This is a genomic window from Microbacterium sp. (assembly GCF_036277215.1).
In the GTDB taxonomy this organism is placed as follows: domain Bacteria; phylum Actinomycetota; class Actinomycetes; order Actinomycetales; family Microbacteriaceae; genus Microbacterium.
Genome location: NZ_DASUNI010000132.1, coordinates 1 through 17639 on the forward strand (window position 1 = coordinate 1; position 17639 = coordinate 17639).

Sequence of the window (17639 nt, forward strand, 5' to 3'; positions counted from 1 at the left end):
CAGTGCGCGCCCGCAGTGGTGGGCGGAGATCCTCGGTGCCGTCGCGCTCGTCGCCTTCACGGCATCCGCGGTGGGGTTGTCGATGGCCGCCATTCAGGAGCGGGAGTCGATCGCGCGAGCCGATCGGGAGAGCACGTTCGCGCTCGATCTGGCACGAGTCGGACAGCAGCAGGCACTGCGGGCCCTCGCGTCGCTGTCGTTCATCGCACAGATGGAGGCGGACGAGGTCACTGCAGCGCAGCTCGCTGCCGGCCAGGAGTCCGGCGTGGTCGCTCCGTCTGCGGCTGATCCCGATGCCGTCGCCGCGCTGCGCGATCTGGTCGACGAGAGGATGCGCGCTGCCGACCAGGACCTTCGCGAGCAGTCCGCTGACACTCTGACCTCCCAGAACTCCTCGGACTGTCCGTCGCAGAGCGCGACCGAGGCGCCCCTGCCCAGCGCGTTGCTCGGAGAGCTCGGTTCGGATCCCGATTCGGTGCTCTGGTACGTGCTCGATCAGCAGCGGCCGTCGCGGGCGTGCGATGTGATGTCGGCGCTGTCGTGGCAGGAGGCCAGGATCTGGTCGGCCCACGGCTCGACGTTCACGGTCGCCCTGGTCGTGATCGGACTGGCCGCCTTCCTGCTCGCCCTTGCCGCGAGCACCGAGCGGTCCGACCGCAGCTCCCGCACGCTGCTGACCATCGGAGGAGCTGGTGCCGCGCTCGGCGTCGTCATGGCGCTGATACCGCTGCCGGCGCTTCTCGGAGGTACCGGCGTCCCGCGCGGCGATTCCGCCCGGCTCTTCGGTGAGGGGATCGCGGCGAGCGAGTCCGACTCGTGCAACGCCGGGCCCGGACTGGACGACGCGATCGCGGTCTTCGACGGCTACGGGCCCGCCTTCGTCGGGCGCGCTTTCGCCCGGGACTGTGCGGCGGCGCTGCACGAGTGGCCCGCGTACTCCCCCGAGATCGACCCGGCGGCGATACCCGGCGTGATCGACGATCTCGAACGCGCGATGGCTGTGGGACCGGTCACTCCGCTGCTGGAGAGCAATCTGGGCTGGTTCCAGATCGTCGACGGCATCGAGTCGAATGACGGCGGCGCGCTGCGACGCGGACTGGAGCACACCGACGCGGCATTGTCGGCGTTCACCTCCGATCCCGAGGCGGGGGGCAACGGCATCCACATCACGCGGTTCAATCGCGCCTTGGCGCTGGCCGGTCTGGGTGAGCGTGACGAGGCGCTGGTGGCGTATTGGTACGCGGAGCGATGCCTCGACCCTGCGGCCGAGTGCCCGGGCGGCGGATTGGTGGACACGGGCGTCGAGGATCTGACGCGCCTGGGCGCACTCGGCGATCTGGAGCTGCTGCCTTCGAGCGTGGCGCTGGACGCCTACCGCACGGCGATCCTCGGTGTGCAGCCGTCGCGCGGACCGGGCATCGGTCTGGGCGAGTCGCGCTTCGACGTCTACCCTCAGGAGCTCCAGGTGGATGTGATCGACGCCGACGGCCCGGCCGACGTGAAGATCATCTGGTACTACCGGCCCGACGACAGCCTCAGCTGGGGCGTGCTCACCGAGGCGAGCGCCAACTCGCTGCGTGGCGGATACCACCTGGACTTCCCCGTCTCGGCCGGGTGGCTGCTGGAGTCGGGCGAGTATCGCGCCGACGTGTACGTGGGTGGGCGCCGCATCGAGTTCCTCGCCGATTACGTCAGCGACGGCACCCTCGTGCGCCTGGAATCGCAGCGTCTGGGAATCAGCATGGTCGTGCCCGAGGACTGGTCGGAGTGGTGGGACGACGGCGTCGAGTGGCATGTGGGCCCCGACGATTTCGCCGGGATCACCGTGCGTCGCGTCGAAGGCATCGTGCCTTCCGACGTCGACGCGTACCTCGAGGATGCGCTGCGCACCTGGTGGGCGACGTCGATGGACAGCGGCCTCTCCCCCGTCGCGAGTCCGTGGCTGCTCGGGCTGCCCCATGTCGTCGTCAAACAGGGCGAGGATGCAGACGGCGACGGTCAGCCCGACGTCATCGAGGGTGCAGGTCTGGCGCCGTACGCATCGCAGTGGGGCTGTGGCGGCGCGCTCTTCGAGATTCGCGCGGCGAGTGTGCCCGGTTCCCCGGTCGCTTGGCAGTTGTACGACTCGATCGCGCTCGAACGGCCGCTGGACGGCTTGCCCGCGCAGGGCACGCTGCTCGAGGCGGATGGGGTCTCCCTGCAGGTGCCGGCCTGGTGGGATGCGGCGATCCGGCCACCGGGAAGCACCGGCGACCTCTTTTCGGCGAAGGATTGCGCGGGTGGCGCGAACCTGCTGCTCTCGACGGACGAGTACGAAGGCGATCTCACGGCATACGTCGATGAAACGGTCGCTTTCTACGCGGGAACGCCGGATGAGTATCCCGAGTTCGAGCTGGAGTCACGGACGGCCCTCGGTGTTCCCGGAGCCGACGCCGCCGAACTGCTCGTGTACACGTGGGTCCCCGACGGAGCGGACGAGCCGCTGCGACAGTGGCAGATGTACGCCATGCGCGGGACCACGGTGGCGTACGGCACCATCACGACGTGGGCCGCGGATCAGGAGTACTGGCAGCCCGACCTCGACGTGATCCTGCCGTCGATGGCCATGACGGATCCATAGCGCCGCGCCGAGCATCGATGCGTCACCGCGCCCGCAGGCCTGCCGACAGCTTCTCGAGTCCGTAATCGAAAGCGCGGTCGAGATCGCCGTCGAAGCGGAACGAGCCCGACAGTTCCATGTTCACGAAGCCCGTCGCCCAGGCGGTGACGAGGCGGGCGGCGTCGAGGGCGGCATCCTGGCCGACCAGTTCACGCGTCGCGCGCAGCACCGGCGCGCTCGCACGCGCCATCGCCGCCGCCGCGCCGTCGACCGCGAACATCAGCCGGAAGCCCTCAGGATGGCGACGGGCGAATGCCCGGTACTCGTGGGCGAGCGCGGCGAGCGAGCCATCCGATGCTTCCAGCCGGTCCGCGAGGGCGTCCGCCGTTGCCCCGGCCACCAGCTCGAGCAGCGCGTCGCGGTCACGAACGCGCTTGTACAGCGACGGCGCGCGCACGCCGACCCGCTCTGCGACGGCCTGCATGGTCAGCTTCGATGGTCCGCCCGACTCGAGGATGCCGCGGCCGGCGTCGACGATCTCGGCGAGCGAAGTGCGATCCGGCGTCGGCATTCGTCATCCTCCTGAGCCAGGTTCATGGCTATTGACGTGAGCCATCATAGCTATATATCGTAGCCATCACAATCACCACAGCCTCGAGGAGACGCCATGGAACTCGCACCGCACCTGCACCGCATCGGCAACGACATCGTCGCCGCCTATGTCGTCGAGGCGCCCGAGGGCATCACCGTGATCGACGCAGGGCTTCCCGGGCACTGGCGTGATCTGCGAGCCGAAGTCGCGGCGATGGGACGATCCCTTCACGACATCAGAGGCGTGGTGCTCACGCACGGCGACAGCGACCACCTCGGCTTCGCTGAGCGGCTGCGCGCAGACCATGGCGTCCCGGTCTACGTGCACGCCGCGGACGCAGATCGCGCGGGGGGCGGCGACAAGCCGAAGGTCGCGATGGGTCCGATGCGCCTCGGCGCGACGATGGGCTTCTTCGCCTACGCGCTGCGCAAGGGCGGAGTGCGAACGCGCTACGTGTCCGAGGTCATCGAGGTCGCCGACGGCGATGTGCTGCCGCTCCCGGGGTCGCCGGTGGTGATCGGGATGCCTGGGCACTCCCCGGGCAGCATCGCGGTGCACGTGCCGTTCGTCGATGCCGTCTTCGTCGGAGACGCTCTCACGACACGTCACGTGCTCACCGGCCGAAGAGGCATTCAGCCGGCACCGTTCACCGACGAGCCGGCGGTCGCGCTCGACTCGCTCGACCGCCTTTCTGACATCCATGCCTCGTGGATCCTGCCCGGCCACGGCGCACCCTGGCGCGGCAGCCCCGCGGATGTCGCCGCCGCCGTGCGAAGCGCTGCACGACCCTAGGCTGACGGGCATGGCCGACACCGTGCATCCGTCCCCGGTCGTGACGAGTCCGGGAGGAGCATTCCGAGGCACCCGTCTGAGCGACGTCGAGGTGTTCAAAGGCATCCGCTACGCCCAGCCGCCCACGGGCCCGCGGCGCTGGCGGAACCCGCTGCCGGCCGAACCTGCGGAGGGCGAGGTCGATGCCACGGTGTTCGGCGCGGTCGCGCCGCAGCAGATCAACCCCGCCCTCGATCTCGGGGTCGGGGCGCGCCAGGACGAGGACTGCCTGGTCCTGAACATCTGGCGGCCGGCTGTGCCCGAGTCAGCGCCCGACGCGGCACCGCGGCCGGTGATGGTGTGGCTGCACGGCGGCGCATACACATTCGGATCGTCGAGCCAGCCGCTGTACGACGCGACGGCGATGGTGACCAGCGGCGACGTGATCGTCGTCACCGTCAACTACCGCATCGGCGCCCTCGGGTTTCTCGACCTCTCGTCGTACAGCACTCCCGAGGCCCCCTTCGACGGCAACCTCGCCCTGAAGGACATCCTGCTGGCACTGCGATGGGTGCAGGTGAACGCGGCAGCGTTCGGCGGCGATCCGGGCCGTGTGACGGTGTTCGGCGAATCGGCCGGCGGTGGCCTGGTCACGACTCTTCTGGCGACCCCCAGCGCGAGGGGACTGTTCTCTCGCGCGATCGTGGAGTCGTCTCCCGCGACCAGCGTGTACGGCTCTGCCCGGGCGCGCGAGGTGGCCGAGCTGTTCCTTGGAGAGACGAGGGTGGATGCCGCGGCCGTCGGCTCCGCACGGGAACTCCCGGTGGACGAGGTCGTCCGTGCCACCATGGCGTTGTTCGCGGCGGTACCTCGCGAGTCTCCCGGCACGCTCGCGTTCGCGCCGATCGTGGATGGCGACCTGGTGCCGGAGGCGCCGGCATCCGTGTTGAAAGCGGGACGTGGTCTGCCCGTGCCCCTGCTCATCGGCACGAACCGCGACGAAGCGTCCTTCTTCCAGTACATGAAGAGTCCGCTCATGCCCGTGACGAGAGCCGACATCGAGCGGATGTTCGCCGACATGCGCGCGCAGAATCCGGACGTCGCCCTGCCGTCGCGCGAGGCGGTGCTCACGAGCTACGAGGGCGTGCGCCAGAAGGTGCTCGGGCTCGGGATCGCACGCGACATCGCATTCCGCCTGCCGACGATCTGGATCGCCGAAGGGCATGCGACCGTCGCGCCGGTCTGGCTGTACCGCTTCGACCACGCGACTCGCGCACTCGACCTGATCGGGATCGGCGCGACGCACGGCGCGGAGCTGCCCTACGTCTGGGGCAACCTGCGGAGCCGCCCGAAGGACCCGACCTTCTGGCTCGGCGGGCGCCGGGCCGCTGAGCGGATCTCGGAGCGGATGCGCGAGCGCTGGACGGCGTTCGCTCACGGGCGTGAGCCCCAAGCGACGGATGCCGTGGCGTGGCCGGTCTACGAGCGGGGCGCACGCGAGACGCTCGTCATCGATCGAGAGGATCACGTCGTCGCGGATCTGGACGCGCCGTTGCGGGCAGGGTGGGGGGACCAGGTTCTCGCCTTTCCCTGAGGCGCGGATCAGCCGCGGAAATCCTCTGGATCGACGTCCTCGAGGAACCTCTTGAACTCGTCGAGGCGTTCTTCCGCCTCCGGCCCCGGCTCGATGTCGGCTTCGAGCACGGTCTCGTCGTCGTTCTCGGTGAGGTTGTCGGGCACGCCCGCGTCGTCCATCACTGCCTCGGCCACCCAGATCGGCGCACTCACGCGAGATGCAAGGGCGACGGCGTCTGATGGACGTGCATCGACGATCCGCTGGCCACGCGTGGTCGACATCGTGATCTCCGCGTAGAACGTGCCCTCTTCGATGCGGGTGACGGCGACGCCTGTCACCGAGGCGTCGACGGACTCGAGCAGCGAACGCATCAGATCGTGGGCGAGCGGGCGCGGGACGATGGCGCCTTCGACGGCGATGAGGATCGATGTGGCCTCCTGCTGCCCGATCCAGATCGGCAGGAGGCGGCCCTCACCGGGCACCTCGTCCATCGGCTTGAGCAGGATGACGTGCTGGCCCGTCGGGTCGAGCGCGACACCGGCAACGCGAACCTGGATCATCGGCCCTCCTCCCTCACGGACGGCTCTTCTCCATGATTGCACTCGGGCGTGCGGTCCGGGGCGAAGCGCGCGCGCCGCGGACGGCATTGACACCCCTCGCGGTCGAGAGAAGGCTCGGCGTCAGGGGTGCACGATGGATGACCGGAATCCGGAGGTTCCGTCCGGGCCGAGGCCGATCGAGGCCGTGGGCACCTCGGTCGCCGCATTCGTCGGCGTTGCCGAGGGTGGCCCTCCTACGCCGACTTACGTCGAGAGTTGGGGCTCCTACACGCAGCGGTGGCCGGGACGCTCCCCAATCGGCGACGCCGTCGAGGAGTTCTTCCGCAACGGCGGATCGCTCGCCTGGATCGCGGCCGTGGAAAGCCTGAAGCCCGGATCGGTCCGACGCGCGATCGAGGCGATGCATCGCGATGTCTCGCTGGTCGCCGTCGTCGCCGATCCGCCCCCTTCACCCGAGGTGATCGGTGCGGCCGCCCAGGGCCTCGCAGATCGACCGGCGATGCTGCTGGTCGAGGGCGCATGGCCGGACGCGGCAAGCGCGATCGAGGCGATGTCTGCCGACCGAGTCGCTCCGATCGGCGCCACCGGCTCGAACGTCGCCGTCTACTGGCCCCGTGTGCGCCGCCCCGTCGGTCAGGACCCGGAGGAGGAGATCTCACCGCTCGGTGCGGTAGCGGGCATCTTCGCGCGCACCGACGCCACCCTCGGCGTCTTCAAGGCGCCGGCCGGGACGCGCGCCGTGCTCAATGGCGTGTCGGGTACGGCAGCGACGGCAGGCCGCTCGGAGCTGGACGAGTTGAACCAGCTCGGGGTGAACGTGATACGTGGCTTTCCCGGGACGGGCACCGTGATCTGGGGCGCCCGCACGCAGTCGACCGAGAGCGAGTGGAGATACGTCCCGGTGCGCCGGACGGCCCTCTTCCTGCAGGCGAGCCTCGCCCGCGGCCTGGCCTGGGCCGTGTTCGAGCCGAACGCTGAGCCACTGTGGCAGAGCGTGCGTATCGCGATCGAGCGGTTTCTCCACAGGTTGTTCCAGGACGGCGCGTTCGCCGGACGCAGGCCGCAGGACTCGTACTTCGTGAAATGCGATGCCAGCACGATGACCCAGAACGACATCGACACCGGGCGATTGGTCTGCCTGCTGGGCTTCGCGCCGTCCAGGGCCGCCGAGTTCGTGACGTTGAGAATCGGACAGTGGACGAGAGACGCGGACCACGGGCCGGAATGACGTGTGGATCGGCTGGATCGAGTTCGACCTGCTCCTCGGCGACGTGCACTCGCTGAAGGAGAAGCGCAGCATCCTTCGGCCTCTCATCGCAGACCTCAGCCGGCGAACCGAGGCGGCCGTCGCGGAGGTCGGTGCTCACGATCTCCACCGCCGCGCGGTCATCGGCATCTCCGTCGTCGCCGGCGGCGCGTCTCACGTCCGAGATGTGCTCGACCGCGCAGACCGCCTGCTCACCGAGGCGCATCCCGAGATCACGATCCTGTCGGCCCGCCGAGGACTGCACTCTAGCGAGGACTGATCGATGACCGCGCTGTCCTGGTGGTCGATCCGGGCAGTGGCTGAACAGGCGATCGCGCGTTGTCAAGCACGGCAGAGGATCCGCCTCGCGGGTTACGGTGAGGGAACCCGTTGAGGAGACGTCGTGAACACCCCTCGCACCACAGCCTCCAGCGGCATCACTGTCTCGGTGGTGCTCCCGGTGAAGGATGACGCCCCCGAGTTGCGGCGATGCCTCAGTGCACTGGCTTCGCAGACCCGACCCGCCGACGAGATTCTCGTGGTGGACAACGCGTCCTCGGACGCTTCCGCACGAACGGCGCGCGCGGCCGGCGCCCGTGTCGAACGCTGCGACCGCCCGGGGATCGCCGCCGCGGCGGCCCACGGCTATGACTGCGCCCGGGGTGCGCTGATCCTCCGCCTCGACGCTGACTGCGTACCCGACCGCCTGTGGGTGGAGACGGTGATCGACGCCTTCGAGCGCCGGCCCGACGTGGATGCCTTCAGCGGCGGGGCGCATTTCATCGACGGGCCCAGACCGCTGCGCTCGCTGTTGGCGGCTGCGTACCTCGCCAGCTATGCGGCCGTTGCGGCATCCGCTCTCGGGCATCTGCCCCTCTTCGGCTCGAACATGGCCTTCCGGCGCGAGGCGTGGCGTCACGCGCGCGCACGAGCGCATCTCGACGATCCGGGATTGCATGACGACCTCGATCTCGCCTTCCATCTCGGCGAGCGCTTCCGGATCCGCTATCTGCCCGGTGCTCGGATGGGCATGTCCATGCGCCCGTTCGCCAGCCGCTCTGCTTTCCTACGGCGTATCGCGGCGGGATTCCGCACGGTTCTGATTCACTGGCCTCACGACTTCCCGCCGATCCGCTGGACGCGGATGGCGTTGCGCAGATTGCGAGATCGCGTCACGGTCATCGCCGCCTCGAGGCCTCGCGGATGAGTGGCGGGGCGCTCATCGGAGAGGTCGGACCACCCGACCTGCACGTCATGACGTTCAACATCCGCCGGCGCATCGATAGAACGTGGCGGCGAGCGGACCGGTGGCGGGATCGACTTCCGAAGATCCAGAAGCTGCTGCGCGAGGAATCCCCCACGCTGCTCGGGGTGCAAGAGGCGCTCCCCGACCAGGCGGCAGCGCTGGCCGAGGCGCTCGGGCGCGAGTACCGATTCGCCGGCCATGGCACCCTCCCGGGACCCACCGGCGAAGGATGCCCGCTGTTCTACGACACGAGACGCCTCGAACTGCTCGACTGGGGGCAGACCGCCCTGTCCGATCATCCGGATGAGCCGGGATCGAGGTCGTGGGGCAATCTGATCCCGCGAGTCCTCGTGCGCGCGGAGTTCCGCGATCGCGCCACCTCGTTGCGCCTCGTCGCCCTGAACACCCACCTCGATCCCTTCTCGAGACGGTCTCGCGCGCGGGCTGCGGAGCACATCCGCGACGTGGTCGCGCACCAGGAGCTGCCGGTTCTCGTGACAGGCGACCTCAACGCCCGTCCGAGGTCCCGAGCGATCACCACGCTGCTAGCGAACGGGGCGCTGCGCGACGCGTGGGATCGCGCCGAGCGACGGGCGACTCCGCCCTGGAACACGTTCGGCGCATACCGCGAGCCGCGGGCCGGCTCGGCGAGGATCGATTGGATCGCCGTCACTGCCGGTGTACGGGTGCTGCGCGTCGCGATAAACGGCCGACGCATCAACGGTGGCTGGCCGTCCGACCATCTGCCGGTACACGCCGTCATCCGCCTGCCCGAGACAGGAGCACCGTGAGAAGGAACTTCCTGCATCCCCCGAGCTCGGTGCTCGAATACCTCGCTGACGCCGTGCGCGTGCTGGGTGTGGCGAGCGTCCTCGTCCTGGCGATCTGGGGAACGGGGACGGATGCCGGCATCCTCGCGTTCACGCTGCCCGCGCTGTTGCTCCCCCGGTTCCTCGGCGCTCGGGCAGGGTTCGACATCATGTTCGGCGTCAGCGTGCTGATCGCAGCGTGGAGCAACGTGCTCGACGTGTACACGACGGTTCCGTGGTGGGACCTCGTCGTCCATTTCGTCTGCACGGGTGTGATCGTCGTCGCCGCCTACCTGACGCTCGCGCAGGTGAAGGTCGTCGCCGATCCACGGCGAGCGGGATCGTCGGCGAGGACTCCGCTCGTGCTGGCCTCGGCACTGGGCCTGGCGGTCAGCGCCCTTTGGGAGATGGTCGAGTGGTTCGGCTACACCTTCATCACGGACGACATCTTCGTCGCCTACGCCGACACGATCGGCGACATGGCCGTCGGAGGTCTCGGCGGTGTGTGCGCGGGCATCGTGCTGGCGTTCGTCCGGCTGCGCCGGCCGGATGCGGACGACCACGGGAGCGCGGCACCAACGGATTCCGTGCAATCCGCAGGTCGACCGCGCTAGCCGTCGGAGGGTCCCACGACTCCCGTCACACGGCTCGAGCCGACGCGAACACATTCGCCGGGTCGAAGAGCCGCTTCAGCTCTCGCAGCCGCGCGGCCGCTGCGCCGTACCCGGCAGTCGCGTCCTCTCCCCCGCCGTCGATGAACGTGAGCGCCAGCGCGTCGGTGCGCCACGGCTCGAACGGCGCGATGCCGGCGCGGACCGCGGCCGCCGCCGCCGCGAACGCCTCCGGGACCGGCACCACGGCGATCGTGTGAAGCAGATACTCGCCTTCCAGCGACGACACCGCTCCCCCGTTCGCAGCCGGGCGCGCGATCGCCCCGCCGAGGTGACGCAACTCGACGATGAACAGACCCGGCTGTCCTGCGGCCGCGACTAACGCGTCGACCGCCTCACCGGGCAGCGAGTCCAGGACCGCATGCGCCGTCAGGGCCGGGGTCGGGTCGGGCGGATCCATATGCACGGCGACGAGACCGGCCGAAGGGATGCGCGCGAACGTGTCCATCTCAGGCTCCAGAGCGCGCAGCGGGGCGAGGAGAGCGGATGCCGCGGCATCCGTGTCGAGAATCGCCCCGTCCACGACCACCAGCGCTCGTCCGCTGAGGAAGGGCGGCAGTTCGGGCATCGGAGGGAAGTGGAGCACCCGGAGCGTCGTCGTGGCGGTCTCGGGCGCGGTCGCAGTCCACTCCGCCCACGCGCGCGCGACAACATCGGCGTGCGACGCGTCCCACAGCAGCATCCCCGCGAACACGTCGGCGTAGGGCAGCAGGTCGATCTCGATCGAGACCACCACGCCGAACGCACCCGAGCCGCCGCGCAGCGCCCAGAAAAGATCGGCGTGCTCATCGGCGCTCGCGCGCACGAGGGAACCGTCTGCAGTGACGAGCTGTACCGCACGCACAGTCTCAACCGCGAGCCCGTGGGCCCGCCCATAGAACGACAGCCCTCCGCTGAGCAGGTAGCCGACGACGGACACGTCGCCCGAGCTGCCGTGCATCGCGGTGAGGCCGTGCGCAGCGGCGACGGCGAGCACGTCATTCCACTGCGATCCGCCGAGGACGCGCGCGGTACGACCCACGGGATCCACGGTCGCGCCTCGAAGTCCGGCAAGACTCAGCAGCACCACGTCCGAGAGGTCCGTGTCGGCCAGGGCGCCCGCGGCGTGGCCCGTCGACTGCGGCGCGACGCGAAGCCCGCACGCCGTCGCCGCGCGGACCGCGTCGACGACGTCTTCGGCTGACTCGGGCCGGAGAACGGCGAACGGATGCTGGTCGATCGCAACGTTCCAGGGAACGCGCCCGGCGTCGTATGCGGCGTCGCCGGGGAAGGCGACGCGATCGCCGAGCGCAGCTCGGAGGCGGTCGACTCGCGTGTCGACGGGAACATCGGAAAGTGTCATGGCTGATCTCTTCGGTCGTTCGGATGGTTGGCGGTCAGTAGTCTCGCGCGGCGGGCCGGGCGGGCAACACCCCAGATGAACGGGGTTTTCCAGCCCCCCAGAATCCTGGGATGGCGCAGCGAGCGGGCGGAGGGGCACACTTGGGCGCATGACCACGGCGTTGGCACTGGGTCGCGCACGCAGCGACATCGACGTCGTCTCGCGCGCAGGGCTGCCGCTTCACCACTTCATGGACGAAGCCACCGAAGCGATTCAGCGCGCGGTTCCGTTCGACGCGGGATGCCTGTCGACCCTCGACCCCGCCACCGCGTTGGTCTCGAGCAGCCGCAAGGTCGGCGCTCTGACCGGCAGCAACGACGGCGACATCACCTGGGCGAAGATCGAGTACGGGAGCGAGGACCCGACGACTTTCACCCGCATCCTGCTCGCGGGCAAGGTCGCGGTGGGCGTGCACGACACGCTCGACGGCGATCTGGATCAGTCCGTGCGGATGGCCGAGTTCATGGTGCCGTTCTTCGACTTCCTCGACGAGGCTCGCGTCGTCTTCGCCGACAAGGCAGGCGCGTGGGGGGCGATCTCCCTCTTCCGCGGAGCCGGCGAAACGCCGTTCTCGCAGCCAGAGCTCGACTTCCTCACCGAGATCGCCCCGGCCGTCACCCGCGGCATCCGTGCCGGTCTGCTCGCGCACGTCAGCCGGGTTCAGCCGGCCGTCGATCCCGGACCTGCGGTGATGATCGTCGACGCGAGCGATCGGCTTGTGCAGTCGAGCCCGGGAGCCACCGCTCAATTGGCTCGCATGGCGGATATCCCGAACACCGGCGACCCGCTGACGATCGTGCAGGCGCTGGTCACCGGGGCGCGCCGCTTCGCTCGAGGTGACATCGAGCGGATGCCGCGCATCCGCGTCCGCACCACGGATGGCGTGTGGCTCGTGCTGCACGCGTCGCCCCTGGGCGGAAGTGGAGACCGCGCCGGCGATGTCGTCGTGACGATCGAGGTGGCGCGTCCGCAGGAGGTCATCGGGCTGGTCGCCGACGCGTTCGGACTCACGAGCCGCGAACGGGACGTGGTCGGGATGGTGCTGCGCGGGTCGGACACGAAGGAGATCGCCGCCGCGATGCACGTGTCGCCGTACACGGTGCAGGACCACCTCAAGTCGGTGTTCGACAAGGCCGGCGTCAGCAGTCGCCGCGAACTCGTCTCGCGCGTCTACTTCGATCAGTACGTACCGCGCTGGGGCGGCGATGTCGGTGCGAACGGCTGGTACGCCGCGACCTGACCTTCTCTGCGTCGCATCACCGGATCTCAGGCGGCTCGGAGGATCTTCTCCATCGCTTTTCCACGAGCGAGTTCGTCCACGAGCTTGTCGAGATAGCGGATTTTCTGCATCAACGGGTCCTCGATCTCCTGCACGCGCACGCCGCAGACGACGCCCGTGATCAGTGAGGCGTTCGGGTTGAGGTGCGCGTCTGCGAAGAACTCCTCGAACGTCGTGCGCTGGGCGAGGTGCCGGCCGAGCTCCGAGTCGTCGAAGCCCGTGAGCCATTCGATGACCTGGTCGACCTCCTCCTTCGTGCGACCCTTCTTCTCGGCCTTCGCAACGTAGAGGGGGTAGACCGACGCGAAGCTGATCGTGTAGATCCTGCTCATGCCCGCGATCCTATTGCGGGCGGCTGCGGAGGTAGCGCACGTGCGTGGCCAGGGGCGAGTGAAGCACCCCGACGGGCTCAAACCCGAAGGATTCGACGCCGTCGAAGATGCGCTCGCCGGAACCGAGCAGGACGGGGGCGATGTCGAGCGTGAACTCGTCGATGACCCCTGCGATGAGCGCCTGCCGCACCGTCGAGGCGCCGCCCGCGATGTCCACGCCGCCGTTGCCGGCCGTCTCGCGCGCCCGCGCGTATGCGGCGTCGAAGCCGTCGGTGACGAAGTGGAAGGTCGTCCCGCCCTCCATCTCGATCGGCTCGTGGGCGTGGTGGGTGAGCACGAACACCGGTGCATGATACGGCGGCTCCGGCCCCCACCAGCCGCGCCAGTCGTCCTCCCATTCGCCCCGGATGGGCCCGAACATGTTGCGGCCCATCACGTAGGCGCCGCGCGGGCGCATCAGCCACTCGGCCGCGATCGCGTCGGCGTCGTTCGCCCGCTGGTCGCCGATGTGCCAGCTGTGCAGCTCGATGCCGCGCTTGCCGAGCGGGTGCTCGCGACTCTGTTCGGGTCCGGCGACGAATCCGTCGAGCGAGATCGACATGTGGCACGTCGTGTCCGGCATCTGCTCCCTTTCGAAGAGGATCGCACGTGGGCGACCAGTCGACCGCAATCTCTCCGAGGCCGCGGCGGACCGCTTCAGTTTCCGCCGATGACATGCTCCGGCAAATCCTGGTGGCGTTTCGGTCGCGGCCCCGCCGCCGCCCACGGCCGGCGCCACTCGGGTGCCGGGAAGGCGTCGGCGAAGTAGAGCGTCTCGCGCGCGACCTTGTCGCCTCGGAACTGCATGATCTTGACGTAGTGCAGCGGTTCGCCGCCGTCGTAGCTGAGGAGCCCCTCCGCGATCCAGAGGTCGCCGGAGCCTCTGATCTCCTGAGGCTGGAAATCGAGCTTCGCCGGGTAGCGCTCTCGCCAGCCCTGCTGAGCGGCCTTGCCCTGGAACCACTCGTCGGACTGCGGGAATTCGAGCACGACGTCGTCGTGATAGAGCTCCGATGCCTTGGACTCGTTGGGTCCTCCGGTGTATGTCCACTGGCGCAGCAGCAGGGCGCGGACGTCTTCGTACTCCATTGCACGACCCTTCGCCGGGGCGGACGGTGTTTTCGTCGATCTTCGGGCATCTGCGGCGCGGTGTCCATCAGGCAGTCGCCGAACCTCGAGACGTCGGTCAGGTGCGCGAGTCGTGAGCCATCAGGCTCCGTACCCATTCCTCGTGATCATCGAGGTCGAACTGAGCGAACGTCAGGCTCTCGTCGATCCACTCTTCAGAGACGGTTGCGGTGTTCTCCTGGGATGCCGTCAGGTCGGGCTCGCTCACGGTCGTGACACCCAGCCAGACCGGAAGCGCCTGTGTGTCCAGGATGATGCTCAGCAGCTTGAGTTCGACATCGAGCGCCTTCCGAGCATCGGCGGGGATCGAATCCCAGTCGATCCGGCGATCCGCCCGGTCTGCGGGAACCTGCGTGAAGGGAGTCGATTCCGCGTACCGGGACTGAATGGTGCGACCGAGCAGTTCCGCGCGCTGGATGATGACCTGCTGGGTCTCGTTCCAGCGCTCCGCTCGAGGCAGCGCATCCTGCATGTCCTCCAGCGCCTGCTGTGCCGCGTCCAGCTTCTCGGCTTCGGCTTCGGCTTCCTTGCGGAGCTTGCGCCCTTTCCAGATGAGCACTCCGCCGATGGCGAGAAGGGCGGGCAGCGCGACGATGCCGGTCAGGACGGCGGTGCCGCCCGCTACGCCCATGCGGCCGGCAGCCAGCGAACCGCCGCCCAGCCAGGCGAGCGTCGAGCTGGACGCGGCCGCACCCGACAGGGAGGCGATCGCAGTTCCGGTCGACACGGTCCCCGCCGCCGAGAGCGAGACGAACATCCCGGCCGCGGTTCCCGCACTCGTCCCTGCCTCCGGACCCGGGTCTTGTGCAGCCCTCGACACCGTTTTCAGGATGCTGAGCTCTGTCTGTCCTCGGAGCCCGCGGATCTGACCTTCGAGAGATCCCGCCGTCCCGCCGGTCGCGCCGAGACCCTGGGCAGCGAGCAACGGCTGCCAATCCACCGTCGCGGCGGTTTCGAGGAACGGGAGGATGAAGGCGCCACGAGCTCGGTCGAGCGTGCGCTCGGCGTTGCGTATCTGGAAGGTGACCCGCTCCGTCAGCAGGTTCGACGAGGCGATGATCTGCGCTCGTCGCGCCTCGTTCTCCTCGTGGATCGGCCCGGCCATGGCGCGGGTGAACACACCCGGGCGAGTCTGCGCGGCGAGCGCTCGGTCGGTCTCCTGCTCGAGCTCCGCCTCCGTGTGTCCGAGCGCATCCAGGAGGCGCTGGCGGTATCGGCCGGCCGGATCGGTCTTGCCCGACTCGATGCGCGAGATCGCCACGGCCGCACTCTTCGGGCTCTCGTCGCTGCCGTAACCGGCGACGCGGCCGAGATCCTGCTGTCCCTTGCCGTTCGCGCGCCGCCATTCCTGCCCCCAAGCCTTCAGCACAGCAGCCTGCGCCGCCAGACGGGGTTTCGGGATCGTGCGCTCTGTCGCCACGGTTGACACCTACCCTAACTTCATGCCTATACTCGGGCTAACACGGGGCTAATTTAGCATCCGCTCCGCCCACTATATAGGGAGATCATCATGAGCATGAGTGCACTACCGGCTTGGTCCGAGCAGGATGCACCCGCACCCGGCGCCGGCGCGAGTGAGGCCCCGGACGAGGCGCGCACGCGAAACACCGGCAGCCCCTGGCTGATCCTCGCCCCGCTCGGAGCCGCGGCACTCTCGGCCGCCGTCCTGCTGCGCAAGCCCGCAGTCCGCAAGGCCTGCGGCGACGTCGTCCGGGATCCCGAGGTTCGCGAGGTCTGCAAGGACGCCGGCGAGAAGGCCTACCGCGTGATCGCTACATCCTGGCGTCGGCACGGTGGTCCGGCCGGCCTGGCCGAGACCTTCCTGCGCTGACATCGGCGGAGCCGCGGCCTCATCGGCGCGGCTCCGTCGCCGCGGACCCGCCCGAGCGACGCCCAGCGCCGCAGCCCCTCAGCCCCGACGCCCTGCCTAGGCTGTCGGGGTGCCTGATGCGATCTTCGCGGACCCTCGGCTTGCTCGGCTCTACGATCTTTTCGAGTCCGAACGCCGCGACCTCGACGCTTACCTCTCGATCGCGGCCGAGTTCGGGGCGCATCGGGTCCTGGACGTCGGCTGCGGGACGGGCGTTTTCGCTCTGATGCTCGCCGACCGCGGTCATGAAGTGGTCGGCGTGGACCCGGCGGCGGCGTCGGTCGACGTGGCCCGCGCGAAGCCCGGCGCCGGCCGGATCCGTTTTCTCGTCGGCGACGCCAGCACGCTGCCGCCGCTGCGGGTCGATCTTGCGACGATGACGGGCAACGTTGCCCAGGTCTTCCTGACCGACGCGGACTGGATGGCGACGCTCCGCGGAATCCACGGCGCATTGCGTCCCGGCGGGCGACTGGTGTTCGAGTCGCGTGATCCGGCCCGTCGCGTATGGGAGGACTGGATCCGCGACTGGTCTCCGGTGCGGCTCGAGATCGACGGCCTCGGCGTCGTCGAGTCCTGGGCCGAGGTCACGCGGGTAAACGGAGCATCCGTGACCTTCGAGGGAGCAGTCACCCTTCCTGACGGCACCGTCGTGCCCACCTCGTCCACGCTGCGTTTCCGTGAGCGGGACGAACTCGAGACGACGCTTGCGGATGCCGGATTCACCGTCGACGAGGTGCGGCAGGCCGCCGATCGGCCCGGCCTCGAGTTCGTGTTCGTGGCAACGCGCGACTAGTCCGAGCGGCGAGCTCGGGCGCGAGCGGCCCGTCGTGCCGGACGCGTCGAGCGTCGTCGGTGCGGCGGGCGTTGCCCCTATGCTGATGCTCGCGATCGCTCGGATGTCGCAGCACCTGTCGATTCACGCGGAGGGACTGCCCGTGACCTGGTTCACCACGCTGCCCCTGGCGATTTCGCTGCCCCTCTTCGTGGGCGGCTTCGTCGTCCTGTCCTGCCTGGTCGTCGTGGCGCTGCGGCCGGTCGTACGGAGGCTGGTCGACGATGCCGAGCAGTGGGATCGAGTCCTCGGTCACGTGATCGGCACCTTCGGCGTGTTCTTCGGCATCCTGCTCGCACTCGTGGCGGTGTCGGTCTACGAGAACTATTCGGACACGCGAGAAGCGGCGCTCCACGAGGCCGGGCAGATCACCGCGCTCTACCGCGGCACCACGGGATTGCCGGAGCAGGTGGCGGAGCCCCTCCAGGAGACGATCAAGGAATACCTGCGTGTCGTGATCGAGGAGGACTGGCCCGACCAGCGGCGGGGGGAGCTGCCGGAGGCCAGCCTCGAGCTCGTGGACGAGCTCGAGCGGGAGATCCATGAGTACGAACCCGACGGCCTGCAGCAGCTCGCGGAGTTCCAGCAGCTCCTTGCCACCTTCGACGACTTCGTCGAGACGCGGCGGGTCCGCATCGACGCCACCGCTCTCGAACTGCCCACGCTGTTCTGGATCGCGATCTGGGTGGGCGCTGCGGTCAATGCCGT

19 protein-coding genes are annotated in these 17639 nt (G+C 69.1%); 12 read left to right on the forward strand and 7 right to left on the reverse strand.

The window, feature by feature from the left end:
• On the forward strand, nt 1-2620 hold a 2620-nt coding region (locus VFX99_RS06855), incomplete at its 5' end, for a hypothetical protein (protein ID WP_329665560.1).
• Between the two features lie 22 nt (nt 2621-2642).
• Here the strand turns inward: VFX99_RS06855 and VFX99_RS06860 are convergent.
• The gene (locus VFX99_RS06860; RefSeq protein WP_329665561.1) at nt 2643-3170 is read right to left on the reverse strand and encodes a TetR/AcrR family transcriptional regulator; all 528 of its coding nucleotides are present in this window, start codon (nt 3168-3170) and stop codon (nt 2643-2645) included.
• A 96-nt stretch (nt 3171-3266) separates the two neighbouring features.
• Here VFX99_RS06860 and VFX99_RS06865 point away from each other — a divergent pair, with 96 nt between their 5' ends.
• Nucleotides 3267-3983: an MBL fold metallo-hydrolase gene (locus VFX99_RS06865; RefSeq protein WP_329665562.1), complete on the forward strand. Its 717-nt coding sequence runs from the start codon at nt 3267-3269 to the stop codon at nt 3981-3983.
• 10 nt (nt 3984-3993) lie between these two features.
• Complete coding sequence (locus VFX99_RS06870; protein ID WP_329665563.1) at nt 3994-5556, forward strand: carboxylesterase/lipase family protein; 1563 nt, start codon at nt 3994-3996, stop codon at nt 5554-5556.
• A gap of 8 nt (nt 5557-5564) precedes the next feature.
• Here the strand turns inward: VFX99_RS06870 and VFX99_RS06875 are convergent, their stop codons facing one another.
• Nucleotides 5565-6098, reverse strand: coding sequence for a bifunctional nuclease family protein (locus VFX99_RS06875; protein ID WP_329665564.1), 534 nt, complete (start codon nt 6096-6098; stop codon nt 5565-5567).
• Between the two features lie 133 nt (nt 6099-6231).
• Between VFX99_RS06875 and VFX99_RS06880 the strand changes: the two genes are divergently transcribed.
• The 5 genes from VFX99_RS06880 (at nt 6232) to VFX99_RS06900 (ending at nt 10013) form a co-directional block, all read left to right on the forward strand.
• Nucleotides 6232-7326, forward strand: coding sequence for a phage tail sheath family protein (locus VFX99_RS06880; RefSeq protein WP_329665565.1), 1095 nt, complete (start codon nt 6232-6234; stop codon nt 7324-7326).
• Nucleotide 7327: 1 nt separating this feature from the next.
• Nucleotides 7328-7624, forward strand: a complete 297-nt coding sequence (locus VFX99_RS06885; protein WP_329665566.1) for a DUF503 domain-containing protein — start codon at nt 7328-7330, stop codon at nt 7622-7624.
• Between the two features lie 123 nt (nt 7625-7747).
• The gene (locus VFX99_RS06890; RefSeq protein WP_329665567.1) at nt 7748-8551 is read left to right on the forward strand and encodes a glycosyltransferase; all 804 of its coding nucleotides are present in this window, start codon (nt 7748-7750) and stop codon (nt 8549-8551) included.
• Nucleotides 8548-9381: an endonuclease/exonuclease/phosphatase family protein gene (locus tag VFX99_RS06895; RefSeq protein ID WP_329665568.1), complete on the forward strand. Its 834-nt coding sequence runs from the start codon at nt 8548-8550 to the stop codon at nt 9379-9381. The genes VFX99_RS06890 and VFX99_RS06895 overlap by 4 nt, the downstream gene beginning before the upstream one ends.
• Nucleotides 9378-10013 (forward strand): hypothetical protein, encoded by a 636-nt coding sequence (locus VFX99_RS06900; protein ID WP_329665569.1) that lies wholly within the window; start codon nt 9378-9380, stop codon nt 10011-10013. Before VFX99_RS06895 ends, VFX99_RS06900 begins: the two co-directional genes overlap by 4 nt.
• A 25-nt stretch (nt 10014-10038) precedes the next feature.
• Here VFX99_RS06900 and VFX99_RS06905 read toward each other — a convergent pair whose 3' ends face one another.
• A complete protein-coding gene (locus VFX99_RS06905; RefSeq protein ID WP_329665570.1) occupies nt 10039-11412 on the reverse strand; it encodes an FAD-binding oxidoreductase in 1374 nt (457 codons plus the stop codon).
• 148 nt (nt 11413-11560) lie between these two features.
• Here VFX99_RS06905 and VFX99_RS06910 point away from each other — a divergent pair, with 148 nt between their 5' ends.
• The gene (locus VFX99_RS06910) at nt 11561-12691 is read left to right on the forward strand and encodes a helix-turn-helix transcriptional regulator (RefSeq protein ID WP_329665571.1); all 1131 of its coding nucleotides are present in this window, start codon (nt 11561-11563) and stop codon (nt 12689-12691) included.
• A gap of 26 nt (nt 12692-12717) precedes the next feature.
• Here the strand turns inward: VFX99_RS06910 and VFX99_RS06915 are convergent, their stop codons facing one another.
• From VFX99_RS06915 to VFX99_RS06930, 4 genes are all read right to left on the reverse strand, one after another.
• A complete protein-coding gene (locus VFX99_RS06915) occupies nt 12718-13062 on the reverse strand; it encodes a DUF2200 domain-containing protein (protein ID WP_329665572.1) in 345 nt (114 codons plus the stop codon).
• A gap of 10 nt (nt 13063-13072) precedes the next feature.
• Nucleotides 13073-13684 (reverse strand): dihydrofolate reductase family protein, encoded by a 612-nt coding sequence (locus tag VFX99_RS06920; RefSeq protein ID WP_329665573.1) that lies wholly within the window; start codon nt 13682-13684, stop codon nt 13073-13075.
• Between the two features lie 74 nt (nt 13685-13758).
• Nucleotides 13759-14190 carry a nuclear transport factor 2 family protein gene (locus VFX99_RS06925; protein ID WP_329665574.1) on the reverse strand — a complete coding sequence of 144 codons (432 nt, stop codon included), beginning with the start codon at nt 14188-14190 and terminating at the stop codon, nt 13759-13761.
• 97 nt (nt 14191-14287) lie between these two features.
• Nucleotides 14288-15649 carry a helix-turn-helix transcriptional regulator gene (locus VFX99_RS06930; protein WP_329665575.1) on the reverse strand — a complete coding sequence of 454 codons (1362 nt, stop codon included), beginning with the start codon at nt 15647-15649 and terminating at the stop codon, nt 14288-14290.
• 96 nt (nt 15650-15745) lie between these two features.
• On the opposite strand from VFX99_RS06930, the gene VFX99_RS06935 reads away from it, so the two are divergent.
• From VFX99_RS06935 to VFX99_RS06945, 3 genes are all read left to right on the forward strand, one after another.
• Nucleotides 15746-16060 carry a hypothetical protein gene (locus VFX99_RS06935; protein ID WP_329665576.1) on the forward strand — a complete coding sequence of 105 codons (315 nt, stop codon included), beginning with the start codon at nt 15746-15748 and terminating at the stop codon, nt 16058-16060.
• A gap of 109 nt (nt 16061-16169) precedes the next feature.
• Complete coding sequence (locus tag VFX99_RS06940; protein WP_329665577.1) at nt 16170-16892, forward strand: class I SAM-dependent methyltransferase; 723 nt, start codon at nt 16170-16172, stop codon at nt 16890-16892.
• Between the two features lie 85 nt (nt 16893-16977).
• Nucleotides 16978-17639: DUF4239 domain-containing protein (locus tag VFX99_RS06945; RefSeq protein WP_329665578.1), on the forward strand; the 662-nt coding region annotated here is incomplete at its 3' end.